This window comes from Cellulomonas denverensis, assembly GCF_012396125.1.
Classification (GTDB): domain Bacteria; phylum Actinomycetota; class Actinomycetes; order Actinomycetales; family Cellulomonadaceae; genus Cellulomonas; species Cellulomonas denverensis.
Window position 1 is genome coordinate 509,501 of sequence record NZ_JAAXOX010000003.1, and the last position, 20,376, is coordinate 529,876.

The 20,376-nt window shown below is 73.1% G+C and carries 19 protein-coding genes; 15 read left to right on the forward strand and 4 right to left on the reverse strand.

What is annotated here, in order from left to right:
• Nucleotides 1–142: 142 nt before the first annotated feature.
• The 10 genes from infB (at nt 143) to HGA03_RS09230 (ending at nt 11,753) form a co-directional block, all read left to right on the forward strand.
• Nucleotides 143–3,004 (forward strand): translation initiation factor IF-2, encoded by a 2,862-nt coding sequence (gene infB / locus HGA03_RS09185; RefSeq protein WP_168629926.1) that lies wholly within the window; start codon nt 143–145, stop codon nt 3,002–3,004.
• Nucleotides 3,005–3,116: 112 nt separating this feature from the next.
• A complete protein-coding gene (rbfA, locus tag HGA03_RS09190) occupies nt 3,117–3,569 on the forward strand; it encodes a 30S ribosome-binding factor RbfA (RefSeq protein WP_168629927.1) in 453 nt (150 codons plus the stop codon).
• Nucleotides 3,559–4,491, forward strand: coding sequence for a tRNA pseudouridine(55) synthase TruB (gene truB, locus HGA03_RS09195; protein ID WP_168629928.1), 933 nt, complete (start codon nt 3,559–3,561; stop codon nt 4,489–4,491). The genes rbfA and truB overlap by 11 nt, the downstream gene beginning before the upstream one ends.
• A gap of 70 nt (nt 4,492–4,561) precedes the next feature.
• Nucleotides 4,562–5,560 (forward strand): bifunctional riboflavin kinase/FAD synthetase, encoded by a 999-nt coding sequence (locus HGA03_RS09200; RefSeq protein WP_168629929.1) that lies wholly within the window; start codon nt 4,562–4,564, stop codon nt 5,558–5,560.
• Between the two features lie 91 nt (nt 5,561–5,651).
• Nucleotides 5,652–5,921 carry a 30S ribosomal protein S15 gene (gene rpsO, locus HGA03_RS09205; protein WP_168629930.1) on the forward strand — a complete coding sequence of 90 codons (270 nt, stop codon included), beginning with the start codon at nt 5,652–5,654 and terminating at the stop codon, nt 5,919–5,921.
• Between the two features lie 203 nt (nt 5,922–6,124).
• Nucleotides 6,125–8,338, forward strand: a complete 2,214-nt coding sequence (locus tag HGA03_RS09210) for a polyribonucleotide nucleotidyltransferase (RefSeq protein WP_168629931.1) — start codon at nt 6,125–6,127, stop codon at nt 8,336–8,338.
• 1 nt (nt 8,339) lies between these two features.
• Nucleotides 8,340–9,665: a M16 family metallopeptidase gene (locus HGA03_RS09215; RefSeq protein ID WP_168629932.1), complete on the forward strand. Its 1,326-nt coding sequence runs from the start codon at nt 8,340–8,342 to the stop codon at nt 9,663–9,665.
• A 32-nt stretch (nt 9,666–9,697) separates the two neighbouring features.
• Entirely contained in the window at nt 9,698–10,516 is an 819-nt protein-coding gene (locus tag HGA03_RS09220) for a hypothetical protein (RefSeq protein WP_168629933.1), read from the forward strand.
• An 11-nt stretch (nt 10,517–10,527) separates the two neighbouring features.
• Complete coding sequence (gene dapB, locus HGA03_RS09225) at nt 10,528–11,280, forward strand: 4-hydroxy-tetrahydrodipicolinate reductase (protein WP_168629934.1); 753 nt, start codon at nt 10,528–10,530, stop codon at nt 11,278–11,280.
• On the forward strand, nt 11,280–11,753 hold the full coding sequence (locus tag HGA03_RS09230; protein WP_168629935.1) for a tetratricopeptide repeat protein: 474 nt from the start codon (nt 11,280–11,282) through the stop codon (nt 11,751–11,753). Before dapB ends, HGA03_RS09230 begins: the two co-directional genes overlap by 1 nt.
• Nucleotides 11,754–11,852: 99 nt before the next feature.
• Here HGA03_RS09230 and HGA03_RS09235 read toward each other — a convergent pair whose 3' ends face one another.
• Both HGA03_RS09235 and HGA03_RS09240 read right to left on the reverse strand, forming a co-directional pair.
• Nucleotides 11,853–12,413 carry a GNAT family N-acetyltransferase gene (locus tag HGA03_RS09235; protein WP_168629936.1) on the reverse strand — a complete coding sequence of 187 codons (561 nt, stop codon included), beginning with the start codon at nt 12,411–12,413 and terminating at the stop codon, nt 11,853–11,855.
• 4 nt (nt 12,414–12,417) lie between these two features.
• The gene (locus tag HGA03_RS09240) at nt 12,418–13,890 is read right to left on the reverse strand and encodes an NAD-dependent succinate-semialdehyde dehydrogenase (RefSeq protein WP_168629937.1); all 1,473 of its coding nucleotides are present in this window, start codon (nt 13,888–13,890) and stop codon (nt 12,418–12,420) included.
• Nucleotides 13,891–14,016: 126 nt separating this feature from the next.
• On the opposite strand from HGA03_RS09240, the gene HGA03_RS09245 reads away from it, so the two are divergent.
• Entirely contained in the window at nt 14,017–14,835 is an 819-nt protein-coding gene (locus tag HGA03_RS09245) for a thymidylate synthase (RefSeq protein ID WP_168629938.1), read from the forward strand.
• A gap of 7 nt (nt 14,836–14,842) precedes the next feature.
• On the opposite strand, the gene HGA03_RS09250 is transcribed toward HGA03_RS09245, so the two are convergent.
• Together HGA03_RS09250 and HGA03_RS09255 are read right to left on the reverse strand one after the other, a co-directional pair.
• Nucleotides 14,843–15,175 (reverse strand): AzlD domain-containing protein, encoded by a 333-nt coding sequence (locus HGA03_RS09250; protein WP_168629939.1) that lies wholly within the window; start codon nt 15,173–15,175, stop codon nt 14,843–14,845.
• Nucleotides 15,172–15,969 carry an AzlC family ABC transporter permease gene (locus tag HGA03_RS09255; RefSeq protein WP_239073549.1) on the reverse strand — a complete coding sequence of 266 codons (798 nt, stop codon included), beginning with the start codon at nt 15,967–15,969 and terminating at the stop codon, nt 15,172–15,174. Before HGA03_RS09255 ends, HGA03_RS09250 begins: the two co-directional genes overlap by 4 nt.
• A 210-nt stretch (nt 15,970–16,179) precedes the next feature.
• On the opposite strand from HGA03_RS09255, the gene HGA03_RS09260 reads away from it, so the two are divergent.
• From HGA03_RS09260 to HGA03_RS09275, 4 genes are all read left to right on the forward strand, one after another.
• Complete coding sequence (locus HGA03_RS09260) at nt 16,180–17,160, forward strand: carbohydrate ABC transporter permease (protein WP_203767374.1); 981 nt, start codon at nt 16,180–16,182, stop codon at nt 17,158–17,160.
• Nucleotides 17,157–18,074 (forward strand): carbohydrate ABC transporter permease, encoded by a 918-nt coding sequence (locus HGA03_RS09265; RefSeq protein WP_239073548.1) that lies wholly within the window; start codon nt 17,157–17,159, stop codon nt 18,072–18,074. Before HGA03_RS09260 ends, HGA03_RS09265 begins: the two co-directional genes overlap by 4 nt.
• A gap of 92 nt (nt 18,075–18,166) precedes the next feature.
• Complete coding sequence (locus tag HGA03_RS09270; RefSeq protein ID WP_168629941.1) at nt 18,167–19,552, forward strand: extracellular solute-binding protein; 1,386 nt, start codon at nt 18,167–18,169, stop codon at nt 19,550–19,552.
• On the forward strand, nt 19,549–20,292 hold the full coding sequence (locus HGA03_RS09275; protein WP_168629942.1) for a glycerophosphodiester phosphodiesterase: 744 nt from the start codon (nt 19,549–19,551) through the stop codon (nt 20,290–20,292). The genes HGA03_RS09270 and HGA03_RS09275 overlap by 4 nt, the downstream gene beginning before the upstream one ends.
• Nucleotides 20,293–20,376: the final 84 nt, after the last annotated feature.

A 20,376-nucleotide genomic window follows, 5' to 3' on the forward strand; every position in this document is an offset into this window, starting at 1 on the left:
GGCCTTGAGCACCGTCGACATGGGAAGCGGGTTGAGAAGCCGATGGCTGCCCGATGAGCACGCACCGATGAGTACCCAGCGATGAGTACCCAGCACTAACGACGGTCCGACCCTGTCCTGGGCGGACCGAGACAGGAGAGATGTGGCCAAGGTCCGCGTCTACGAGCTCGCCAAGGAGCTCGGAGTCGATAGCAAGACCCTCATGACCAAGCTGAACGAACTCGGTGAGTTCGTGCGCTCGGCGTCCTCGACGATCGAGCCGCCGGTGGTCCGCAAGCTGCGGGACACGTACCCCGCCGCGGGTGGCGACGGCAAGGCCGAGTCCAAGCCCGCCGCCGCGAAGCCGGCCCCCAAGCCCGCTGCCAAGCCGGCCGCCGCCCAGGCGGAGGCCCCGGCCGCCGCGCCGGCGGAGCAGCCTGCTGCCCCGGCCGCCGCCGAGCAGCCCGCCGCCCCGGCCGAGAAGCCGGCCACCGCGAGCAAGCCGGCCCCCGCGCCGAAGCCCGCCGCGGCTCCGGCCGCCCCCGCCGCCGAGTCCGCCGCTCCGGCCGCCGACTCCGGTGAGGGTCGTTCCCCCCGCCCGGGCGCCCCGCGTCCGAGCGGTCCGCGTCCGGGCAACAACCCGTTCGCACCGTCCCAGGGCATGCCCCGTTCCGGCGAGGGCCGTGGCCCCCGTCCGGGCGGTCCGCGTCCGGGCAACAACCCCTTCGCCCCCTCCCAGGGCATGCCCCGTCCGGGGGAGCGCCGCAACGCCGAGGCCCCGGCCGCGCAGGCCGGTGGCGGCGACCGTCCGGGCGGTCCGCGTCCTGGTGGCCCCCGTCCGGGTGGTCCGCGTCCCGCGGCGCCGCGTCCCGGCGGTGGCCCGCGCCCGAACCCGGGCATGATGCCGGGTCGTTCCACCAGTGGGGTGGGGCGTCCGGGTGAGCGCCCGGCCCGTCCCGGTGGCGGCGGTGGCCGTCCCGGTGGTGGCGGCGGTGGCTACGGCGGCGGTGGCGGTCGTCCCGGTGGTGGCGGCGGGTTCGCCGGCCGTCCCGGCGGCGGTGGCCCCCGTGGCGCCGGTGGTCGCGGCAGCACCCAGGGTGCCTTCGGGCGCGCCGGTGGCCGCCCGGTCCGGGGACGGAAGTCGAAGCGCGCGAAGCGCCAGGAATTCGAGCAGATGCAGGCGCCGTCGCTCGGCGGCGTGCAGGTGCCCCGGGGCAACGGCTCCACGGTCATCCGCCTGCGTCACGGCGCGTCGCTGAACGACTTCGCGGACAAGATCGACGCGAACCCGGCGTCGCTGGTGACCGTGCTCTTCCACCTGGGCGAGATGGCCACGGCCACCCAGTCCCTGGACGAGGACACCTTCGGCACGCTGGCCGCCGAGCTCGGCTACGTGGTCGAGATGGTGTCCGCGGAGGAGGAGGACAAGGAGCTGCTCGAGTCCTTCGACATCGACCTGGACCAGGAGCTGGCCGACGAGGACGACTCGCAGCTGCAGGCCCGGCCGCCGGTGGTGACCGTGATGGGTCACGTCGACCACGGTAAGACCAAGCTGCTGGACGCGATCCGGTCCACGGACGTCGTCGCCGGTGAGGCCGGTGGCATCACCCAGCACATCGGTGCCTACCAGGTGCGCGCCGAGCACGAGGGCATCGAGCGTCCGATCACCTTCATCGACACCCCGGGTCACGAGGCGTTCACCGCCATGCGTGCCCGTGGTGCCCAGGTGACCGACATCGCGATCCTGGTGGTCGCGGCGGACGACGGCGTGATGCCGCAGACCGTCGAGGCGCTGAACCACGCCCAGGCGGCCGGTGTGCCGATCGTGGTCGCGGTGAACAAGGTCGACAAGGAGGACGCCAACCCGGCGAAGATCCGCCAGCAGCTGACCGAGTACAACCTGGTGGCCGAGGAGTACGGCGGCGACACCATGTTCGTCGACGTGTCGGCCAAGCAACGGATGGGCATCGACAGCCTGCTGGAGGCCGTCCTGCTGACCGCCGACGCGGCGCTCGACCTGCGGGCAAACCCGGACAAGGACGCGCGTGGTGTGGCCATCGAGGCCAACCTGGACAAGGGCCGCGGTTCCGTGGCCACCGTCCTGGTCCAGTCCGGCACCCTGCACGTCGGTGACGCGATCGTCGCCGGCACCGCCCACGGCCGGGTCCGTGCGATGTTCGACGAGCACGGCAACACGGTCACCGAGGCGGGTCCGGCCCGTCCGGTGCAGGTCCTGGGCCTGGCGTCCGTGCCGAGCGCCGGTGACACCTTCCTGGTGGCGCCGGACGAGCGGACCGCCCGCCAGATCGCCGAGAAGCGTGAGGCCGCCGAGCGTGCCGCCCTGCTGGCCAAGCGCCGCAAGCGGATCAGCCTGGAGGACTTCACCAAGGCCCTGGAGCTGGGCAAGGTCGAGACCCTCAACCTGGTCATCAAGGGTGACGTCTCCGGTGCCGTCGAGGCCCTGGAGGACGCGCTGCTCAAGATCGACGTGGGCGAGGAGGTCGACCTGCGCGTGATCCACCGCGGCGTCGGCGCGATCACCCAGAACGACGTGAACCTGGCCACGGTGGACAACGCCGTGATCATCGGCTTCAACGTCAAGTTCGGCGAGCGGGTCGAGGAGCTGGCCGACCGCGAGGGGGTCGAGGTCAAGTTCTACTCGGTCATCTACGCGGCGATCGACGACGTCGAGGCGGCCCTCAAGGGCATGCTCAAGCCGGAGTACGAGGAGGTGCAGCTCGGTACCGCCGAGGTGCGCGAGGTGTTCCGCTCCTCCAAGGCCGGCAACATCGCCGGTTCGCTGGTCCGCTCCGGGGAGATCCGCCGGAACAGCAAGGCCCGGGTGCTGCGCGACGGCAACGTGATCGGGGACAACCTGACCATCGAGTCGCTCAAGCGGTTCAAGGACGACGCCACCGAGGTCCGCGAGGGCTACGAGTGCGGTATCGGCCTCGGGTCGTACAACGACATCCGCGAGGGTGACGTGATCGAGACCTGGGAGATGCGCGAGAAGCCGCGCTCCTGATCCCGGTCCCGGTGGGCCCGTACCCGCGCCGACCCGGCGCGAGGTGCGGGCCCACCGCCGTTCGGGGGAAGATCCTCCGAACAGCAGCAACGCACCGAAAGAGAGAGCAGTCATGGTGGACCACCCCCGGGCCCGCAAGGTCGCCGACCGCATCCACGAGGTCGTCGCGCAGATGCTCGACACCCGGATCAAGGACCCGCGGCTCGGCTTCGTCACCGTCACCGATGTCCGGGTGACCGGCGACCTGCAGCACGCCAGCGTCTTCTACACCGTCTTCGGCGACGACGAGGCCCGGCAGGGCACCGCCGCCGCGCTGAAGAGCGCCACCGGGCTGATCCGCTCCGAGGTGGGCAAGCAACTCGGGGTCCGACTGACCCCGACCCTGGAGTTCGTGCTGGACGCCGTGCCGGAGACCGCCGCCCACCTGGACGCCGCCCTGCTGGAGGCCGCCCGCCGGGACCGCGAGGTCTCCGAGCTGGCGTCGTCCGCGCAGTACGCCGGGGACGCGGACCCGTACAAGAAGCCGGTCGACGACGAGGACGACTCCGACGACGATGCCCGCTGAGCAGCGGGACCGCCGGCCGCGGCGACCGACCGCGGCCGACGGCCTGCTGATCGTCGACAAGCCGGCGGGGTGGACCAGCCACGACGTGGTCGCCAAGGCGCGCTGGCTGGCCGGCACCCGCAAGGTCGGGCACGCCGGGACGCTGGACCCGATGGCCACCGGGGTGCTGGTGCTCGGGGTCGGGCGCGCGACCCGGCTGCTGACCTACGTGGTGGGCGCGGACAAGGAGTACCGGGCGACCATCCGGCTCGGGGTGTCCACCACCACCGACGACGCCGAGGGCGAGGTGGTCGCCCGGACCCCGGTGCCGGAGGTCCCCGGTGGGCTGGCCGAGGCGGTGCGGGCACTGACCGGGCCGATCCAGCAGGTGCCCAGCTCGGTGAGCGCGATCAAGATCGACGGGCAGCGGGCCTACGCCCGGGTGCGCGCCGGTGAGGACGTGCAGCTGACCGCGCGGCCGGTGACGATGCACGAGTTCGAGGTCGGGGAGGTCCGGGCCGCCGACGGGATCGTGGACCTCGACGTCCGGGTGGTGTGCTCCTCCGGGACCTACATCCGCGCGCTGGCCCGCGACCTGGGCATCGCGCTCGGCGTCGGCGGGCACCTGACGATGCTGCGCCGGACCCGGGTCGGCGGCTACCCGGTCGAGTCGGCGCGCACGCTGGACGAGCTGGAGGCCTGGCCGATGGACCGGCCGCTGGACACCCTGCCGCTGGCCGACGCGGCCCGGGCGACCTTCCCGGTGCGTGAGCTGACCGGCCCCGAGGCGGTTGCGCTGGGGCACGGGCAGCGGATCGCGCCCAGCGGGGTGGACGGGGCCGAGCGGACCGTCGCGGCGATCGGGCCGGGCGGGGACCTGGTGGCATTGATCGAGGACCGGGGTCCGCAGGCCCGGCCGGTGCTGGTGTTCGCTGCACCCTGACCGGTGCGCGCCGGGGTGCCGCCGGACGTGGGATGCTGGGCCGTCGTCGTAGGAGAGAGTGGAGCCGCGCGTGCAGTGCTGGACCGGACTCGGGCAGGTGCCCGGGGATTTCGGGCCCTCGGTGGTCACCATCGGCAACTTCGACGGGGTGCATCGCGGGCACGCCAGCGTGCTGGCCCGGATGGTCGCGGATGCCCGGGCGGCCGGACTGGCCACCGTGGCGGTGACCTTCACCCCGCACCCGCAGCGGGTGCACCGGCCGGAGACCGCGCCGCCGCTGCTCACCGGGGACGCAGACCGGCTGGAGCTGCTGGCCGGCACCGGCCTGGATGCGGTGCTGCTGGTCGAGTACACCCTGGACTTCGCCCGGCAGACCCCGGAGGAGTTCGTCCGGACCTATCTGGTGGACGGGCTGCGCGCCCGGACCGTGGTGGTGGGCCGGGACGTGCGCTTCGGCCGGGACAACTCCGGCGACCTGGGCACGATGCGCGAGCTGGGGGAGCGCTACGGCTTCACGGTGCGGGTGATCGAGGACGTGACCGGGGCGCCGGACGTCACCGCCGCCGAGCAGGGCGACCGCCGCTGGTCCTCCACCTGGGTGCGCGAGCTGCTGGCCGCCGGGGACGTCCGGGCGGCGGCGACCGTGCTGGGCCACCCGCACCGGATGCGCGGGGTGGTGGTGCACGGCGACGCGCGCGGCCGCGAGTTGGGCTTCCCGACCGCCAACCTGGAGCCGGAGTCCGAGGGCATGGTGCCCGCGGACGGGGTGTACGCCGGCTGGCTGCGAGTGGTCCGCCCCGCCGGTGGGCAGCCGCAACCGTCCGGGGAGTGCGCCCCGCTGCCGGCCGCGATCTCGGTGGGCACCAACCCGACCTTCGACGGCGAGCAGCGCCGGGTGGAGGCCTACGTGCTGGACCGCACCGACCTGGACCTGTACGGCGCCCAGGTGGTGCTGGAGTTCGTGGCCCGGATGCGCCCGACGCTGCGGTTCACCGACATCGAGGCGCTGATCGAGCAGATGCACACCGACGTCGCCGCGGTGCGTGAGGTCCTGGGTCTGTCCGGCTGATAGGGTTGCCTCGCCGTCAGAACGGCCGCGGACCGAGAGCGCCCGGGTGGACCTGCCCCGGAGCACCGCGCAACGACATTCAAGGAGAGTCGTGCCCCTCGACAACGACACCAAGAAGTCCATCATCGCCGAGTACGCCACCCACGAGGGCGACACCGGCTCCCCGGAGGTCCAGATCGCGCTGCTGACGCGGCGGATCAACGACCTGAACGAGCACCTCAAGGAGCACAAGCACGACCACCACAGCCGGCGCGGCCTGCTGCTGCTGGTCGGCCAGCGTCGTCGGCTCCAGGCGTACCTGCAGAAGACCGACATCACCCGCTACCGCGCCCTGATCGAGCGGCTCGGCCTGCGGCGATGACCGCGTGACCAGCCCGGACCCCAGGCGGGGTCCGGGCTGGTCCTGCGTCAGGGGCCGGATGTCCCTGACGCACCATCCGAAAGACCCGAGCGCCCGTCCGGTCTCGTCCGGTCCTCGGTAGTGGGTCACGGAGCACACGCTCCGTGGACCTCGATCGAAGACCGCCGCGGCCCGGGAGCTCACGAACCCGAAGGAGGGCACCCGTGGAGGGTCCCGAGATCCAGTTCGCCGAGGCCGTCATTGACAACGGCTCGTTCGGCACCCGCACCGTCCGCTTCGAGACCGGACGGCTGGCCAAGCAGGCCGCCGGTTCGGCGATGGCCTACCTGGACGGCGAGACCGCCCTGCTGTCGGCCACCACGGCGGGCAAGCACCCCAAGGACCAGTTCGACTTCTTCCCGCTGACGGTGGACGTCGAGGAGCGGCAGTACGCCGCCGGCAAGATCCCCGGCTCGTTCTTCCGTCGCGAGGGCCGTCCCTCGACCGACGCGATCCTGGCCTGCCGCCTGATCGACCGCCCGCTGCGCCCGCTGTTCGTCAAGGGCCTGCGCAACGAGGTCCAGGTCGTCATCACCGTGCTGGCGATCCACCCGGACGACGCCTACGACGTGCTGGCGATCAACGCCGCGTCCATCTCCACCCAGATCTCCGGCCTGCCGTTCTCCGGCCCGGTCGGCGCCGTGCGGATCGCCCTGATCGACGGCCAGTGGGTGGCCTTCCCCCGGTACACCGAGCGGGAGCGCGCCACCTTCGAGATCGTCGTGGCCGGCCGGGTCGTCGGTGACGACGTCGCGATCGCCATGATCGAGGCCGAGGCGCCGGAGAAGTCCTGGAACCTGATCAAGGACGAGGGCGGCGTCGCCCCCACCGAGGAGAAGGTCGCCGAGGGACTGGAGGCCGCCAAGCCCTTCATCCGAGTGCTGGTCGAGGCGCAGCAGGAGCTGGCCGCCAAGGCCGCCAAGGAGGTGCGGGAATTCCCGACCTTCCCGGACTACCAGCCCGACGCCTACGCCGCCGTGGAGAAGGCCGCCGAGGCCAAGCTGCACGAGGCGATGTCGATCGCGGACAAGCAGTCCCGCGAGACCCGCCAGGACGAGGTGAAGGCCGAGGTCCTCGCGGAGCTCGCCGGCGAGTTCGAGGGCCGGGAGAAGGAGCTGTCCGCCGCGGTCCGTGCGGTCACCAAGAAGGTCATCCGCCAGCGGATCCTCACCGACGGCTTCCGGATCGACGGGCGTGGCCTGCGGGACATCCGCACCCTGTCCGCCGAGGTCGAGGTGCTGCCCCGCGTGCACGGCTCGGCGCTGTTCGAGCGCGGCGAGACCCAGATCATGGGTGTCACCACGCTGAACATGCTCCGGATGGAGCAGCAGCTGGACACGCTGTCGCCGGAGACCCGCAAGCGGTACATGCACAACTACAACTTCCCGCCCTACTCCACCGGTGAGACCGGCCGAGTCGGGTCGCCGAAGCGCCGCGAGATCGGTCACGGCGCGCTGGCCGAGCGGGCGCTGATCCCGGTGCTGCCCTCGCGCGAGGAGTTCCCCTACGCGATCCGCCAGGTCTCCGAGGCGCTGGGCTCCAACGGCTCGACCTCGATGGGCTCGGTCTGCGCCAGCACCCTGTCGCTGCTGAACGCCGGTGTGCCGCTGCGCGCCCCGGTCGCCGGCATCGCGATGGGCCTGGTCTCCGACACGGTGGACGGGGAGACCCGCTACGCCGCGCTGACCGACATCCTCGGTGCCGAGGACGCCTTCGGTGACATGGACTTCAAGGTCGCCGGTACCCGCGAGTTCGTCACCGCGATCCAGCTGGACACCAAGCTCGACGGCATCCCCGCCTCGGTGCTGGCGGACGCGCTGACCCAGGCCAAGGAGGCTCGCCTGGCGATCCTCGACGTGCTGAACGAGGCCATCGACGTCCCGGACGAGATGTCCCCGAACGCCCCGCGCGTGATCTCGGTGAAGGTGCCGGTCGACAAGATCGGCGAGGTCATCGGCCCCAAGGGCAAGATGATCAACCAGATCCAGGAGGAGACCGGCGCCGACATCTCGATCGAGGACGACGGCACGGTCTACATCGGCGCCACCGACGGTCCGTCGGCGGAGGCCGCGCGGGCGGCGGTCAACGCGATCGCCAACCCGCACATGCCCGAGGTGGGCGAGCGCTTCGTCGGGACCGTGGTCAAGACCACGACCTTCGGCGCCTTCGTCTCGCTGTCCCCGGGCAAGGACGGCCTGCTGCACATCTCGCAGATCCGTCGCCTGGTCGGCGGCAAGCGGGTGGAGAACGTCGAGGACGTGCTGAAGATCGGCCAGAAGGTCCAGGTCGAGATCGGCGAGATCGACCCGCGCGGCAAGCTGTCGCTGCACGCCGTGGTCGAGGACACCGAGGGCGACGAGAAGAAGGCCGACGCCTGACGTGCCACTGCACCTCCCGCTCGTCGCCCCGGGTGAGTCCGGGGCCGAGCTGACCTCCGCCGGGCAGGACGGCGACGACATCCGTCGCTCCGTCCTGCCCGGCGGGGTGCGCCTGCTCACCGAGCGCGTCCCCGGGATGCGCTCGGTGAGCGTGGGCGCCTGGGTCGGTGTCGGGTCCCGGGACGAGAGCGACGGCCACCACGGCTCGACGCACTTCTTGGAGCACCTGCTGTTCAAGGGCACCGCCCGCCGCTCCGCGATGGACATCGCCGAGGCCTTCGACGAGGTCGGCGGCGAGGCCAACGCGGCCACCGGCAAGGAGCACACCTGCTACTACGCGCGGGTGCTCGACGAGGACCTGACCATGGCGACCGACGTGATCGCCGACATGGTCACCTCCGCCCGGCTGGACGCCGAGGAACTGGAGACCGAGCGCGGGGTCATCCTCGAAGAGCTCGCGATGAACGACGACGACCCGAGCGATGTGGCGCACGAGCGCTTCGCCGCGGTCGTCCTGGGCGACCACGAGCTGGGCCGCCCGATCGGTGGCACGCCGGAGACGATCCGTGCGGTGCCCCGGGAGGCGGTGTGGGAGCACTACCGCCAGCATTACCGCCCCGACACCCTGGTGGTCACCGCCGCCGGCGGGGTGGACCACGACGCCCTGGCCGCCCAGGTGGTTCAGGCCCTGGCCGACGGTGGTTGGGAGCTGCGCGACGGGGTCGCCCCCGCCGGACGCCGCACCGCCACCGAGGCGATCGTGCCCGCCGGTGGCACCCGGGTCACGGTGACCCGGAGCACCGAGCAGGCCAACGTCCTGGTCGGCGGCGTGGGGATCACCGCCACCGACCCCCGCCGGTTCACCCTCTCGGTGCTGAACGCGGTGCTGGGCGGCGGGATGTCCTCGCGGCTGTTCCAGGAGATCCGGGAGAAGCGCGGCCTGGCGTACTCCACCTACTCCTTCGCCGCCGGGCACGCCGACACCGGCATCTTCGGGCTGTACGCCGGCTGCACCCCCGCCAAGGTGGACCAGGTCACCGACCTGCTGATCGCCGAGTGGGAGCGGCTGGCCGACGGTGGCATCACCGAGGCGGAGCTGCGCCGGTCGATCGGGCAGCTGTCCGGTGGCCTGGTGCTCAACCTGGAGGACTCCGGGTCCCGGATGAGCCGGCTGGGCAAGTCCGAGCTGGTGCACGGCGAGCTGCTGTCCACCGAGGAGGCCCTGGAGCGGCTGCGCGCCGTCACCGCCGAGGACGTCCGGGTGCTGGCCGCCGAGTTGGCGTCCCGGCCGCGGTCGGTGGTCCGGGTCGGGCCGTTCGGGGACTGACCTCCCGGGCCGTCATCGGCCAAGATAGGGGGATGAGCGCCCCCACCGTCCCCGCCCGGCGCCGCGTGCTGGTCCGCGGCGAGCTGGTGCACGACCTCACCGCGTTCACCGTGACCGATCCCGGCTTCCGGCTGGTGCTGCCCACCCCGCTGCCGACGCTGGTGCTGCGCGCGGACGCCGCGGAACGGGTCGACCTGCTCAGCGGCGAGCGCCAGGAGCTGCGCTCGGCACTGTGCGGGCCGAGCACCCGGCCGTGGGCGGTGCGCGAGCCGGCCGGGTCCCGGGTCACGGTGCTGCGGCTGCGGCCGGAGGCGCTGGTCCGGCTCGGGGTCGGGGAACCGCGGGCGCTGGTGGACGGGACGACGGCGTGGGAGGCGGTGAGGGCTGGCGTGGACGCCGGGTCGGAGGGTGCCGCCGTGCCGGAAACTGCCGCCGTGCCGGGGGACGCCGGGCTGGATGACGGACGCGCGCTGGACCGGGAGCTGGCCGCGCGGGCGATGCCGCGGGACCCGGTGCTCCGCCAGCGGCTCGGCGAGGCGGTCGGCCTGATCCTGGCCGAGCGCGGGCTGGTGACCGCCGTCGACGTCGCCCGGGCCGCGCAGGTTCCACCGTCCGAGCTGTTCCGGCTGCTGGACGAGGCGGTCGGCACCGGTCCGGAGCAACTGGCCGCCGCCCAGCGCCTGCGCTGCACGGTGCGGGACGCGGTGCCCGCCGGTGCGCCACTGGGCCGGGTGCTGACCGTGCTGGGCGACCTGCGGGCGCTGCCGCCCCGGGAACTGCTCCGGCTGGGGCTGGACCACCTCGGCCTGGAACAGCTGGTCCGCCGGGGTGCGGCGCTGCCCCTGGGTTAGGGTGACCGACCGTGACGACTCTGCGGGTGGCCGTGCTGGGCGCGGCGGGACGAATGGGCCGGACCGTGGTCGAGGCGGTGCAGGACGCCCCCGGCCTGGAGCTGGTGGCGGCGCTCGACCGGGACGACGACGTCGCCGCGCTGGCGGACACCGGGGCACAGGTCGCGGTCGACTTCACGGTGCCGTCGGTGACCGAGGCGAATGTCACCGCGCTGATCCGGCAGGGCATCCACGCCGTTGTCGGCACCACCGGTTGGACCGACGAGGCACTGGACCGGCTGCGCACCGAGCTGGCCGCCCAGCCGCAGGTCGGGGTGCTGATCGCACCGAACTTCGCCCTGGGTGCCGTGCTGGCGATGCGGTTCGCTGCGATGGCCGCCCGCTGGTTCGAGTCCGCCGAGGTGGTCGAGCTGCACCACCCGGACAAGGCCGACGCGCCCTCCGGCACCGCCCGGCACACCGCGGAGGCGATCGCCCGCGCCCGGTCCCAGGCGGGGCTCGGCCCGATGCCGGATGCCACCACCAGCGCCGCCGACGGTGCCCGCGGAGCCGACGTCGACGGGGTCCGGGTGCACGCGGTGCGCCTGCGCGGGCTGACCGCGCACGAGGAGATCCTGCTGGGCAACCCGGGGGAGCAGCTGACCATCCGGCACGACTCCTTCGACCGGGTCAGCTTCATGCCCGGCGTGCTGCACGCGGTGCGCGCGATCGGCGACCGGCCCGGGCTGACCGTCGGGCTGGACCAGCTGCTGGACCTGGGCTGATGGGCGGTCGGCGGCGCACCTCGCTGATCGCGGCGGTGGCGCTCACCGCGCTGCTCGGGCTCTACCTCTGGCTGGTGCTCGGCCGGTCGGTGGCCCTGATCCGCACCGGTGAACCGGCCGGGATCGGGCTCGGCCTCGGCTTCGCGGTGCTGCCGCTGCTGGTCCTGGTGCTGGTCGCCCGGGAGTGGTTCCTGGCGATCGACGTGCAGCGAATGGCGGACACCCTGGCCGAGCGGGACGAGCTCCCGGTGGACGACCTGCCCCGGTCGCCCGGTGGCCGGATCGACCGGGCCGCTGCGGTCGCCGCCTTCGACCAGGCGCGGACCGAGGCGGAACAGGCCGCCGACGACGACTGGGGCGCCTGGTACCGGCTGGCCTTCGCCTACGAGGCGGCCGGCGACCGGAAGCGCGCCCGCGCCACGCTGCGTACCGCCTCCCGGATCCACCGCGGACGGGGGACCGGCAGCGAGTAGCGGGCCCCTGCTGGTCAGGGCGTCGGCCCGCGACTGGTGCCGCCCTGCCGATCGAGGCGTCCGCCCGCGTCGGGTGCGGTCGCGCCCCCGGGCCGTGGCTCAGAACTCGGCGGCCCACAGGTGCTCGGTGAGCTCGCGCGGGTCGCCCTCGTTGCCGAGCCGGCGACGGGCGCCCATGTCGTCCAGGCCGGCCGAACCGAGGAACTGCTCGCGCACCGCGTCGCCGTCCAGCACCCAGGTCTGCACGCTGGTCGCCCGGTCCTCGTCCCGCAGCAGGTCCACCACCGCGGCGAGCAGCCGGGAGCCGTGCCCGGCCCGCCGTGCCTCCGGCAGCACCTCCAGCGCCAGGATCTCCCCGCCGGGCCGGTCGTCGCCGCTGTCCACCGGTGCGGTGACCGGGGCGACCGAGGCGAAGCCGACCAGCCGCGGTCCGTGCATCGCCACCAGCACCCGGAACCCCGGACCGGGCGGGGTGCTGATCGCCTGCGCCCACTGCGCGGTGAGCTGTGCCGGGTCGATCCCGTCCAGCACCGCGTCGCCGAGCGCCTCGGCCAGTCCCTCCCGCCAGGCGGCGAGCTGGACCCGCGCCACCTCCCGCTCGTCGCCGGGCACGGCGGGGCGGACGGAGACGTCGGAGGTGGGGGTCAGCGGGCTGGTCATGGGCTCACCATGCCACGTACACCGGCTCCAGGTACTCCTCGATCCCCGCCTCGCCGCCCTCGCGCCCGATGCCGGACAGCTTGACGCCGCCGAAGGGCGCGCTGGCGTCGGAGACCATCCCGCGGTTGATCCCGATCATCCCGGCCTCCACCGCCTCGGTCAGGCGCAGCGCCCGGGACAGATCCCGGGTGTAGGCGTAGGCGACCAGGCCGAACTCGGTCGCGTTCGCCAGCGCGATGCCCTCGTCCTCGGTGGCGAAGGAGACCACCGGGGCGACCGGGCCGAAGATCTCCTCGGTCACCGCCCGGGTGTCCGCCGGGACCCGGTCCAGCACGGTGGGCGGGTAGAAGTGCCCGCGGCCCCGGATCGGCTCCCCGCCGGTGCGCACCCGGGCACCGTCGTCCGTCGCCCGGGCCACCAGCTCCGCCACGTGGTCCACCGCCGCCGACTCGATCAGCGGCCCGACGGTCACGTCCGGTTCGGTGCCGTGCCCGACCCGCAGCCGCTCGAACGCCGCGGTCAGCCGGTCGGCGAACTCCGCGGCGACCGGCTCCTGGACCAGGAACCGGTTCGCGGCCACGCAGGTCTGCCCGGAGTTGCGCATCTTGGCCGCCACCGCCCCCTCGACCGCCGCGTCCAGGTCGGCATCGGCGAACACCAGGAACGGCGCGTTGCCACCCAGCTCCATCGAGGTGCGCAGGATGTTCTGTGCCGCCTGGCCGAGCAGCGTCCGGCCGACCTCGGTGGACCCGGTGAAGGACAACTTGCGCAGCCGCGGGTCGGCGATCACCGGGGAGGTGACCTTCCCGGAGGACGCGGTGGGGATGACCCCGATCACGCCCGGCGGCAGGTCCCGGGCGGCCAGCTCCTCCCGGATCAGCTCGGCGAAGAACGCGGTGGTCAACGGGGTGAGCCGGGCCGGCTTCACCACGATCGGGCAGCCCGCCGCCAGGGCCGGGGCGACCTTGCGGGCGATCATCGCGATCGGGAAGTTCCACGGCGTGATCGCCAACGCCGGTCCCACCGGCCGGCGCAGCACCATCTGGTGGTGGGTGCCCGCCGGTGCCCGCCGGGCCAGTCCGTCCAGCCGCACCGCCTGCTCGGAGTACCAGCGCACGTACTCGGCGGCGTACTGCACCTCCGCCCGGGCCTCGGCCAGCGGCTTGCCACCCTCGGCGGTCACCAGGGCGGCGATGTCCTCGGTCCGGGCCACCATCACGTCGAACACCGCCCGCAGCAGGTCGGACCGGGTGCGCGGCGCAGCCTCCCGCCAGGCCGGGAACGCCCGGTCCGCCGCGTCCAGGGCCGCCAGGGCGTCCTCGGTGGTGGCGTCCGCCACATCGAACAGGGTCTCGCCGGTGCCCGGATCCTCGACCGGGAAGGTCCCGCCGCCGGTGGCCGGTCGCCACCGGCCGTCGATCAGCAGGCCGGTGGGCAGGTGGGCGGCGACGGTGGGCGGTAGGACGGCGGCGGACATGGGGCCAGTGTCACGCGGGGCGGTCGCCGGGGCACCCCGTGGGCTCCCGCGAAAGGCTGCTCGTCCCGCGTCGGGCAGGAGCGTGTCACTCCTCTCGTCGCCCTGCGCCGCCTACCATGGGGCCCCATGACCGAGCAGCCGTACGCCACGCGCACCACGCCCTACGAGGACCTGCTCCGGCTGGTGCTCGAGACCGGCACCGCGAAGTCGGACCGCACCGGCACCGGCACCCGCAGCGTGTTCGGGCACCAGATGCGCTTCGACCTGTCGCAGGGCTTCCCGCTGGTCACCACCAAGCGGGTGCACCTGCGCTCGATCGTGCAGGAGCTGCTCTGGTTCCTGCGGGGGGACTCCAACGTCCGCTGGTTGCAGGAGCGGAACGTCACCATCTGGGACGAGTGGGCGGACCAGGACGGCGAGCTCGGCCCGGTGTACGGCGTGCAGTGGCGGTCCTGGCCGACCCCGGACGGCGGGCACATCGACCAGCTGACCGAGCTGCTGGCGAACCTGCGCCGGGACCCGGACTCGCGCCGGCACATCGTGTCGGCCTGGAACGTGGCCGAGATCCCGAACATGGCGCTGGCCCCGTGCCACGCGCTGTTCCAGTTCTACGTGGCGGACGGGAAGCTGTCCTGCCAGCTCTACCAGCGCTCGGCCGACCTGTTCCTCGGGGTGCCGTTCAACCTGGCGTCCTACGCGCTGCTCACGCACATGGTGGCCCAGCAGGTGGGGCTGCAGCCGGGCGACTTCGTCTGGACCGGCGGGGACTGCCACATCTACGACAACCACGTCGACCAGGTGCGCGAGCAGCTGACCCGGGAGCCGTACCCGTTCCCGGCGCTGCACCTGCGCCAGGCGGACTCGCTGTTCGATTACACCCTGGAGGACGTCGAGGTGGTCGGCTACCAGCACCACCCGACGATCAAGGCGCCGATCGCGGTCTGAGACCGGGTCAGCCCATCCAGCCCACCGCGCGCAGCACCGCGGCGCTCGCGGCCGCCGCCACGACGACCACGATGAACGGCGCGCGCAGCACCAGCGCGATCGCGGCGACCACCAGTGCGGCCAGCCGGGCGTCCAGCTGCACCGCCCCGTCGCCGGTGGCGCTCTGCACCGCGACCAGGGCGGCCAGCAGGGCCACCGTGACCAGGGCGGCGGTGCGGGTGACCCGGGGGTTGTCCAGCAGCCGGCGGGGGACCAGGTGGCCGGCCAGCTTGGTCGCGTAGACCACGGCGGAGGATGCCAGCACGGCGATCCAGGCGGTGGCGCGGTCCAGGGTGGTCATCGCGGGTCCTTCCGGTCGGTCTCTGAACGGGACGCCTGGTGCGCCGCGGCCGGCGTCACGGCCGCACCGCCGCGGACCTCCGCGTCCGTGCCGTCGCCCGGGGCCAGTACCCCGACCACCACCGCCAGCACCGCCGCCGCCAGCACCGGCACCCCGGCGGGCACCACCGGGGTCAACGCCAGGGCCGTCCCGGCCGCCGCCAGCGCCACCCAGCGGGCGGTGCGTGCCGCCGCATCCCGCCCGGTCAGGCGCGGCCAGAGCAGGGCGAGGAAGGCGGCGGCCGCCGCGGCGTCCAACCCGTAGCGCCGCGGGTCGCCCAGGGCGTCGCCGAGCAGCGCGCCGGCCAGGGTGAACGCGTTCCAGAGCACGAACACTCCGGCCCCGGTCCACCAGAACCCGGCCCGGGCGGCGGCGAGGGTGGGCTGGGCGGTGCCGACCGCGGTGGACTCGTCGATGGTGAGCTGGGCGGCCAACAGCCGGCGCCAGCCCCGGGCGCCGAGCAGGCCGGAGACCTGCACCCCGTACAGCCCGTTGCGGGCACCGAGCAGCCCGGCGGTGGCCACCACCGCTCCGGCCGCCCCGCCGGCACCGAGCACGCCGACCGCGGCGAACTGCGAGCCGCCGGAGAACATCACCAGGCTGAGCACCATGGTCTGGGGCAGGTCGAGCCCGGCGGCCACCGCGAGCGCCCCGAACGAGATCCCGTACAGCCCGGTGGCCACCGACACCGACAGGGCGGTGCGGACCGCCGCCCGGACGGTCGGATCGGGCGCGGGGGTGGGACGGGAGGACACCCGGGGAGAGTAGCCCGCGACGACCGGGAGGCGACCACTGCGCGACCCGGGTCTGTCCACCCGCTGACCGGCGGACGTCCGGGATGAACACCTGGCGAACCGGCACCGAAGCCTTGCCGACATCGCCCGGATCGGCGTGCGGCCGTTCCTAGATTGGCCGTGGCCGCCGGCTCGGCGCCCCGTGACCTGCGAACGGAAGTCCTCATCCCCGTGACCTCAGACGTCCTCGCGCCGCCCGCCCCGGGTGGTGCCGCGACCGGCGCCGCGAGCCCCGCCCGGCCCGCCGGCCCCGCGCGACGGGGCGGCCTCAGCGCCCGCCGTCGCCGCCACGCCTTCGGCTGGTTCCTGCTGCTGGCCGGCCCGAACATCGCCCTGCTGCTGGTGTTCGTCTACCGGCCGCTGATCCAGAGCTTCTACCTGTCCACCCTGCAGTGGAACCTGGGGTCGCCGGTGGCGCGCCAGGTCGGGCTGGGGAACTACATCGAGTGGTTCACCGCTGCCACCACCGGCCGGGTGGTCGGCACCACCGCCGTGTTCACCGTGGTGACGGTGGGCGGCTCGATGCTGCTCGGCCTCGGCCTGGCCCTGCTGCTGAACCGCCGGCTGCGGGGGCGCGGGCTGGCCCGGACGGTGGCCTTCGCGCCGTACGTCCTGTCCGGCTTCGCGGTCGGCATCCTGTGGCTGTTCATCTTCGACCCGCGCTACGGCCTGATGGCCGAGCTGCTCCAGCTGGTGAACCTGGACTCCCCGCAGTGGTACACCCAGCGGCCCTGGCCGTTGGTGATGATCGTGGTGGTCTACCTGTGGAAGAACGTCGGCTACGTCGCGCTGATCTACCTGGCCGGCCTGCAGTCGGTGCCGCAGGACCTCAAGGACGCCGCGGCGCTGGACGGTGCCTCCCCGGGCCGGACCCTGCGCTCGATCGTGCTGCCGCTGCTGACCCCGACCACGTTCTTCCTGCTGGTCACGATGATGCTGGCCTCGCTGCAGTCCTTCGACCTGATCAAGGCGATGACCAGCGGCGGCCCGCTCGGCTCGACCACCACGTTGATGTACTCGATCTACGAGGAGAGCTTCGTCAACGGCCGGGCCGGCTACGCCTCGGCGGTCGCCACGATCCTGTTCCTGGTGCTGCTGGCCGTCACCGCGGTGCAGATGCGCTTCATCCAGCGGAAGGTGCACTACTCGTGAGCGTCCTGACCCCGCGCCGGCAGGCCGCGCCGGAGCCCGCCGTGGCCGCCCCGCCCGCCCCGGTCCGCCATCCCACCCCGCCGGGGCGCTCGGCTCGCCGCCGCCCGCCGGTGGTCGGGTATCTGACGATGATCCTGGCGACGGTGGTGCTCGGCGCCCCGCTGATCTGGCTGGCGCTGGCCTCGTTCAAGACCCCGGGTGAGCTGTACAGCCTGCCGTTGCAGTGGCTGCCCGGCTCGCTGGACCCGGCCAACTACCAGCAGGCGGCCGACACCATCCCGCTGGGCCGGCTGCTGGCCAACAGCGTCGGGCTGACGGTGGTCGGCGCCGGGCTGAAGGTGATCCTCGGCCTGGGCTGCGCCTACGGGCTGGTCTACCTGGACTTCCCGTTCAAGAAGGTGCTGTTCGGCCTGGTGATCGCGACGCTGATGATCCCGCCGCAGATCACGATCATCCCGAACTACACCCTGGTCGCGAGCCTCGGCTGGCTGAACACCTACCAGGGGATCCTGGTGCCCGGCCTGGCGTCGGCCTTCGGCACCTTCCTGTTCCGCCAGCACTTCCTCACCCTGCCCGCCTCGATCCTGGAGGCGGCCGAACTCGACGGTGCCGGGCACTGGCGCAAGCTGTGGCGGTTCGTGGTGCCGATGAGCACCCCGACCATCGCCGCGGTGACCCTGGTGTCGGTGGTCACCGAGTGGAACGACTACCTGTGGCCGTTCCTGGTGATCGACCGCCCGGACAAGATGACGCTGCCGGTGGGCCTGACCCTGCTGCAGAACATCGACGGCATGACCAACTGGGGCGTGCTGCTGGCCGCCACCGTCGTGGTCACCCTGCCGATCCTGATCGTCTTCCTGGTGCTGCAACGCCGCCTGGTCGACGGCCTCACCGCGGGCGCCGTCACCGGCTGACCCCGCCCCCCGACTCCCGGGCCACCCCCTGTCAGGCCCGGGTCACCCCCGCGCGCCCGGATCCCGGGTGCACGACCCGAAGGAGCACCCCCGTGTCCCACGCCTTGCCCGGACGCCGTCGCCGCGGCGCCGTCCTCGCCGGAGCCTTCTCCGCCGTCGCCGCGCTGACCCTGACCGCCTGCGGTGGCCCCGCGGTCGGCGGCACCGGCTCCGAGTCCGGCGCCGCCACCGAGGCGACCGACTGGTCGCAGGTGGAGCCCGCCGACGAGATCACGTTCTGGTCCAACCACCCGGGTCAGTCCCAGGACGTCGAGCAGGAACTGATCGACCAGTTCACCGCCGAGACCGGGATCTCGGTCAACCTGGTCACCGCCGGGGCGAACTACGACGAGGTCGCCCAGCGCTTCCAGGCCGCATCCCAGTCCGACGAGATGCCCGATGCGGTGATCGCCTCCGACGTGTGGTGGTTCCGCTACCACCTGAACGACCAGATCATCCCGCTGGACGACGTCTTCGAGTACCTGGACGCCGACGCCGAGGACTTCCAGCCCGCGCTGTACGGCGACTACGAGTACGAGGACCAGCACTGGGCCGCCCCCTACGCCCGGTCGACGCCGCTGTTCTACTACAACAAGGACATGTGGGCCGCTGCCGGGCTGCCGGACCGCGGGCCGGAGACCTGGGCGGAGCTGCAGGACTGGAGCGCGCAGCTGGCCGGCCAGGTGCCGGACGGCGGCAGCCCGTTCGGGCTGTCCACCGGTCCGTCCTGGGGCGCCTGGTGGTTCGAGAACATGATCTGGGGCCAGGGCGGCCAGTACTCGGACGGCTTCGAGGTGACCTTGGACACCGAGGAGGCGATCGCCGGCGGGCAGTTCCTGTCCGACCTGTTCCACGGCGTGGCCGGCGTGAACAACGGTGAGCCGGTCGCCACGGTGTCGGCCACCGACTCGATGGCCGACTTCTCCAGCGGCCTGATCGCCTCCACCATCGGGTCCACCGGGTCGCTGACCGGAGCACTGGAGTCGGCCTCGTTCGAGGTGGGCACCGCGTTCCTGCCCGACGGCCCGGACGGCGGCGGCTCGCCCACCGGCGGCACCGGCGTGGCGGTCTCGGCCTCCTCGACCCCGGAGAAGCAGCTCGCCGCGGCGATGTTCGTGCAGTTCCTCACCAACACCGACAACACTGCCACGTTCTCCCAGGCGACCGGGTACATGCCGGTGCGCACCTCGGCGGTGGAGTCCGACACGATGAATGCGGTCTACGAGCGGGCCCCGCAGTTCCGCACCGCGGTCGACCAGCTCGGGGAGAAGGCGCGCTCGCAGGACTACATTCGGGTGTTCGTGCCGGGTGCCGACGCCCTGCTCAACACGGCGATCGAGCAGATCGTCCTGGAGGGCACCGACCCGGCGACCGCCTTCGAGTCGATCACCCCGCAGCTCGAGACCGCCTACCGCGAGAACGTGGAGCCCTACCTGTGAGTCAGACCCCGACCGTCATCGCGCACCGCGGCAACTCCTCCGTCGCCCCGCAGAACACCCTGGCGGCCTTCGAGGCGGCGTGGCGGGCGGGGGCGGGCAGCATCGAGCTGGACGTGCAGCTGACCGCCGACGGCCGGGTCGTGATCATCCACGACGACACCGCCGACGCCACCACCGACGGTACCGGTCCGATCAGCGCGATGGACCTGGCCACGGTGCGCGCCCTGGACGCCGGGTCGTGGTTCGCCCCGGCCTATGCCGGCCAGCCGGTGCCCACCCTGGCCGAGGTGATCGACTTCCTCGGCCGCCGCCCGGGCATCGACCTGCTGCTGGAGATCAAGGGCGCGTGGACCGTGGACCAGGTCCGCCTGGTCACCGGTCCGCTGGCCGAGGCCGGGTTGTTCGACCGGGTGATCGGGCAGAGCTTCTGGCCGGAGACGGTGGCGGCGCTGGCCGAGGCCGCTCCGTCGCTGCGCCGAGGGTTGCTGGTGTTCGGCTTCGACTCGGTGGACGAGTTGCTGTCGGTGTGCGCCGACCTCGGGGTGGTCACCTGCAACCCGGCCGGCCCGCTGCTGGCCGAGCACCCGGACCTGGTCGAGCTGCTGCACCGGGCGGGCGTCCAGGTGATGGTCTGGACCCTCGACGAGCCCGAGCACTGGGCGGCCGCCCTCGCTCTGGGCGTCGACGCGATCATCACCGACCGCCCCGACCGACTGGCCGGGTACCTCGCCGCGCACTAGCCGCACCGAGAGTGCACGAATGCAGGCCTCCCGAGCCGGGAGGCCTGCATTCGTGCACTCTCGGCGTGTCCGGGGCTGGGTCCG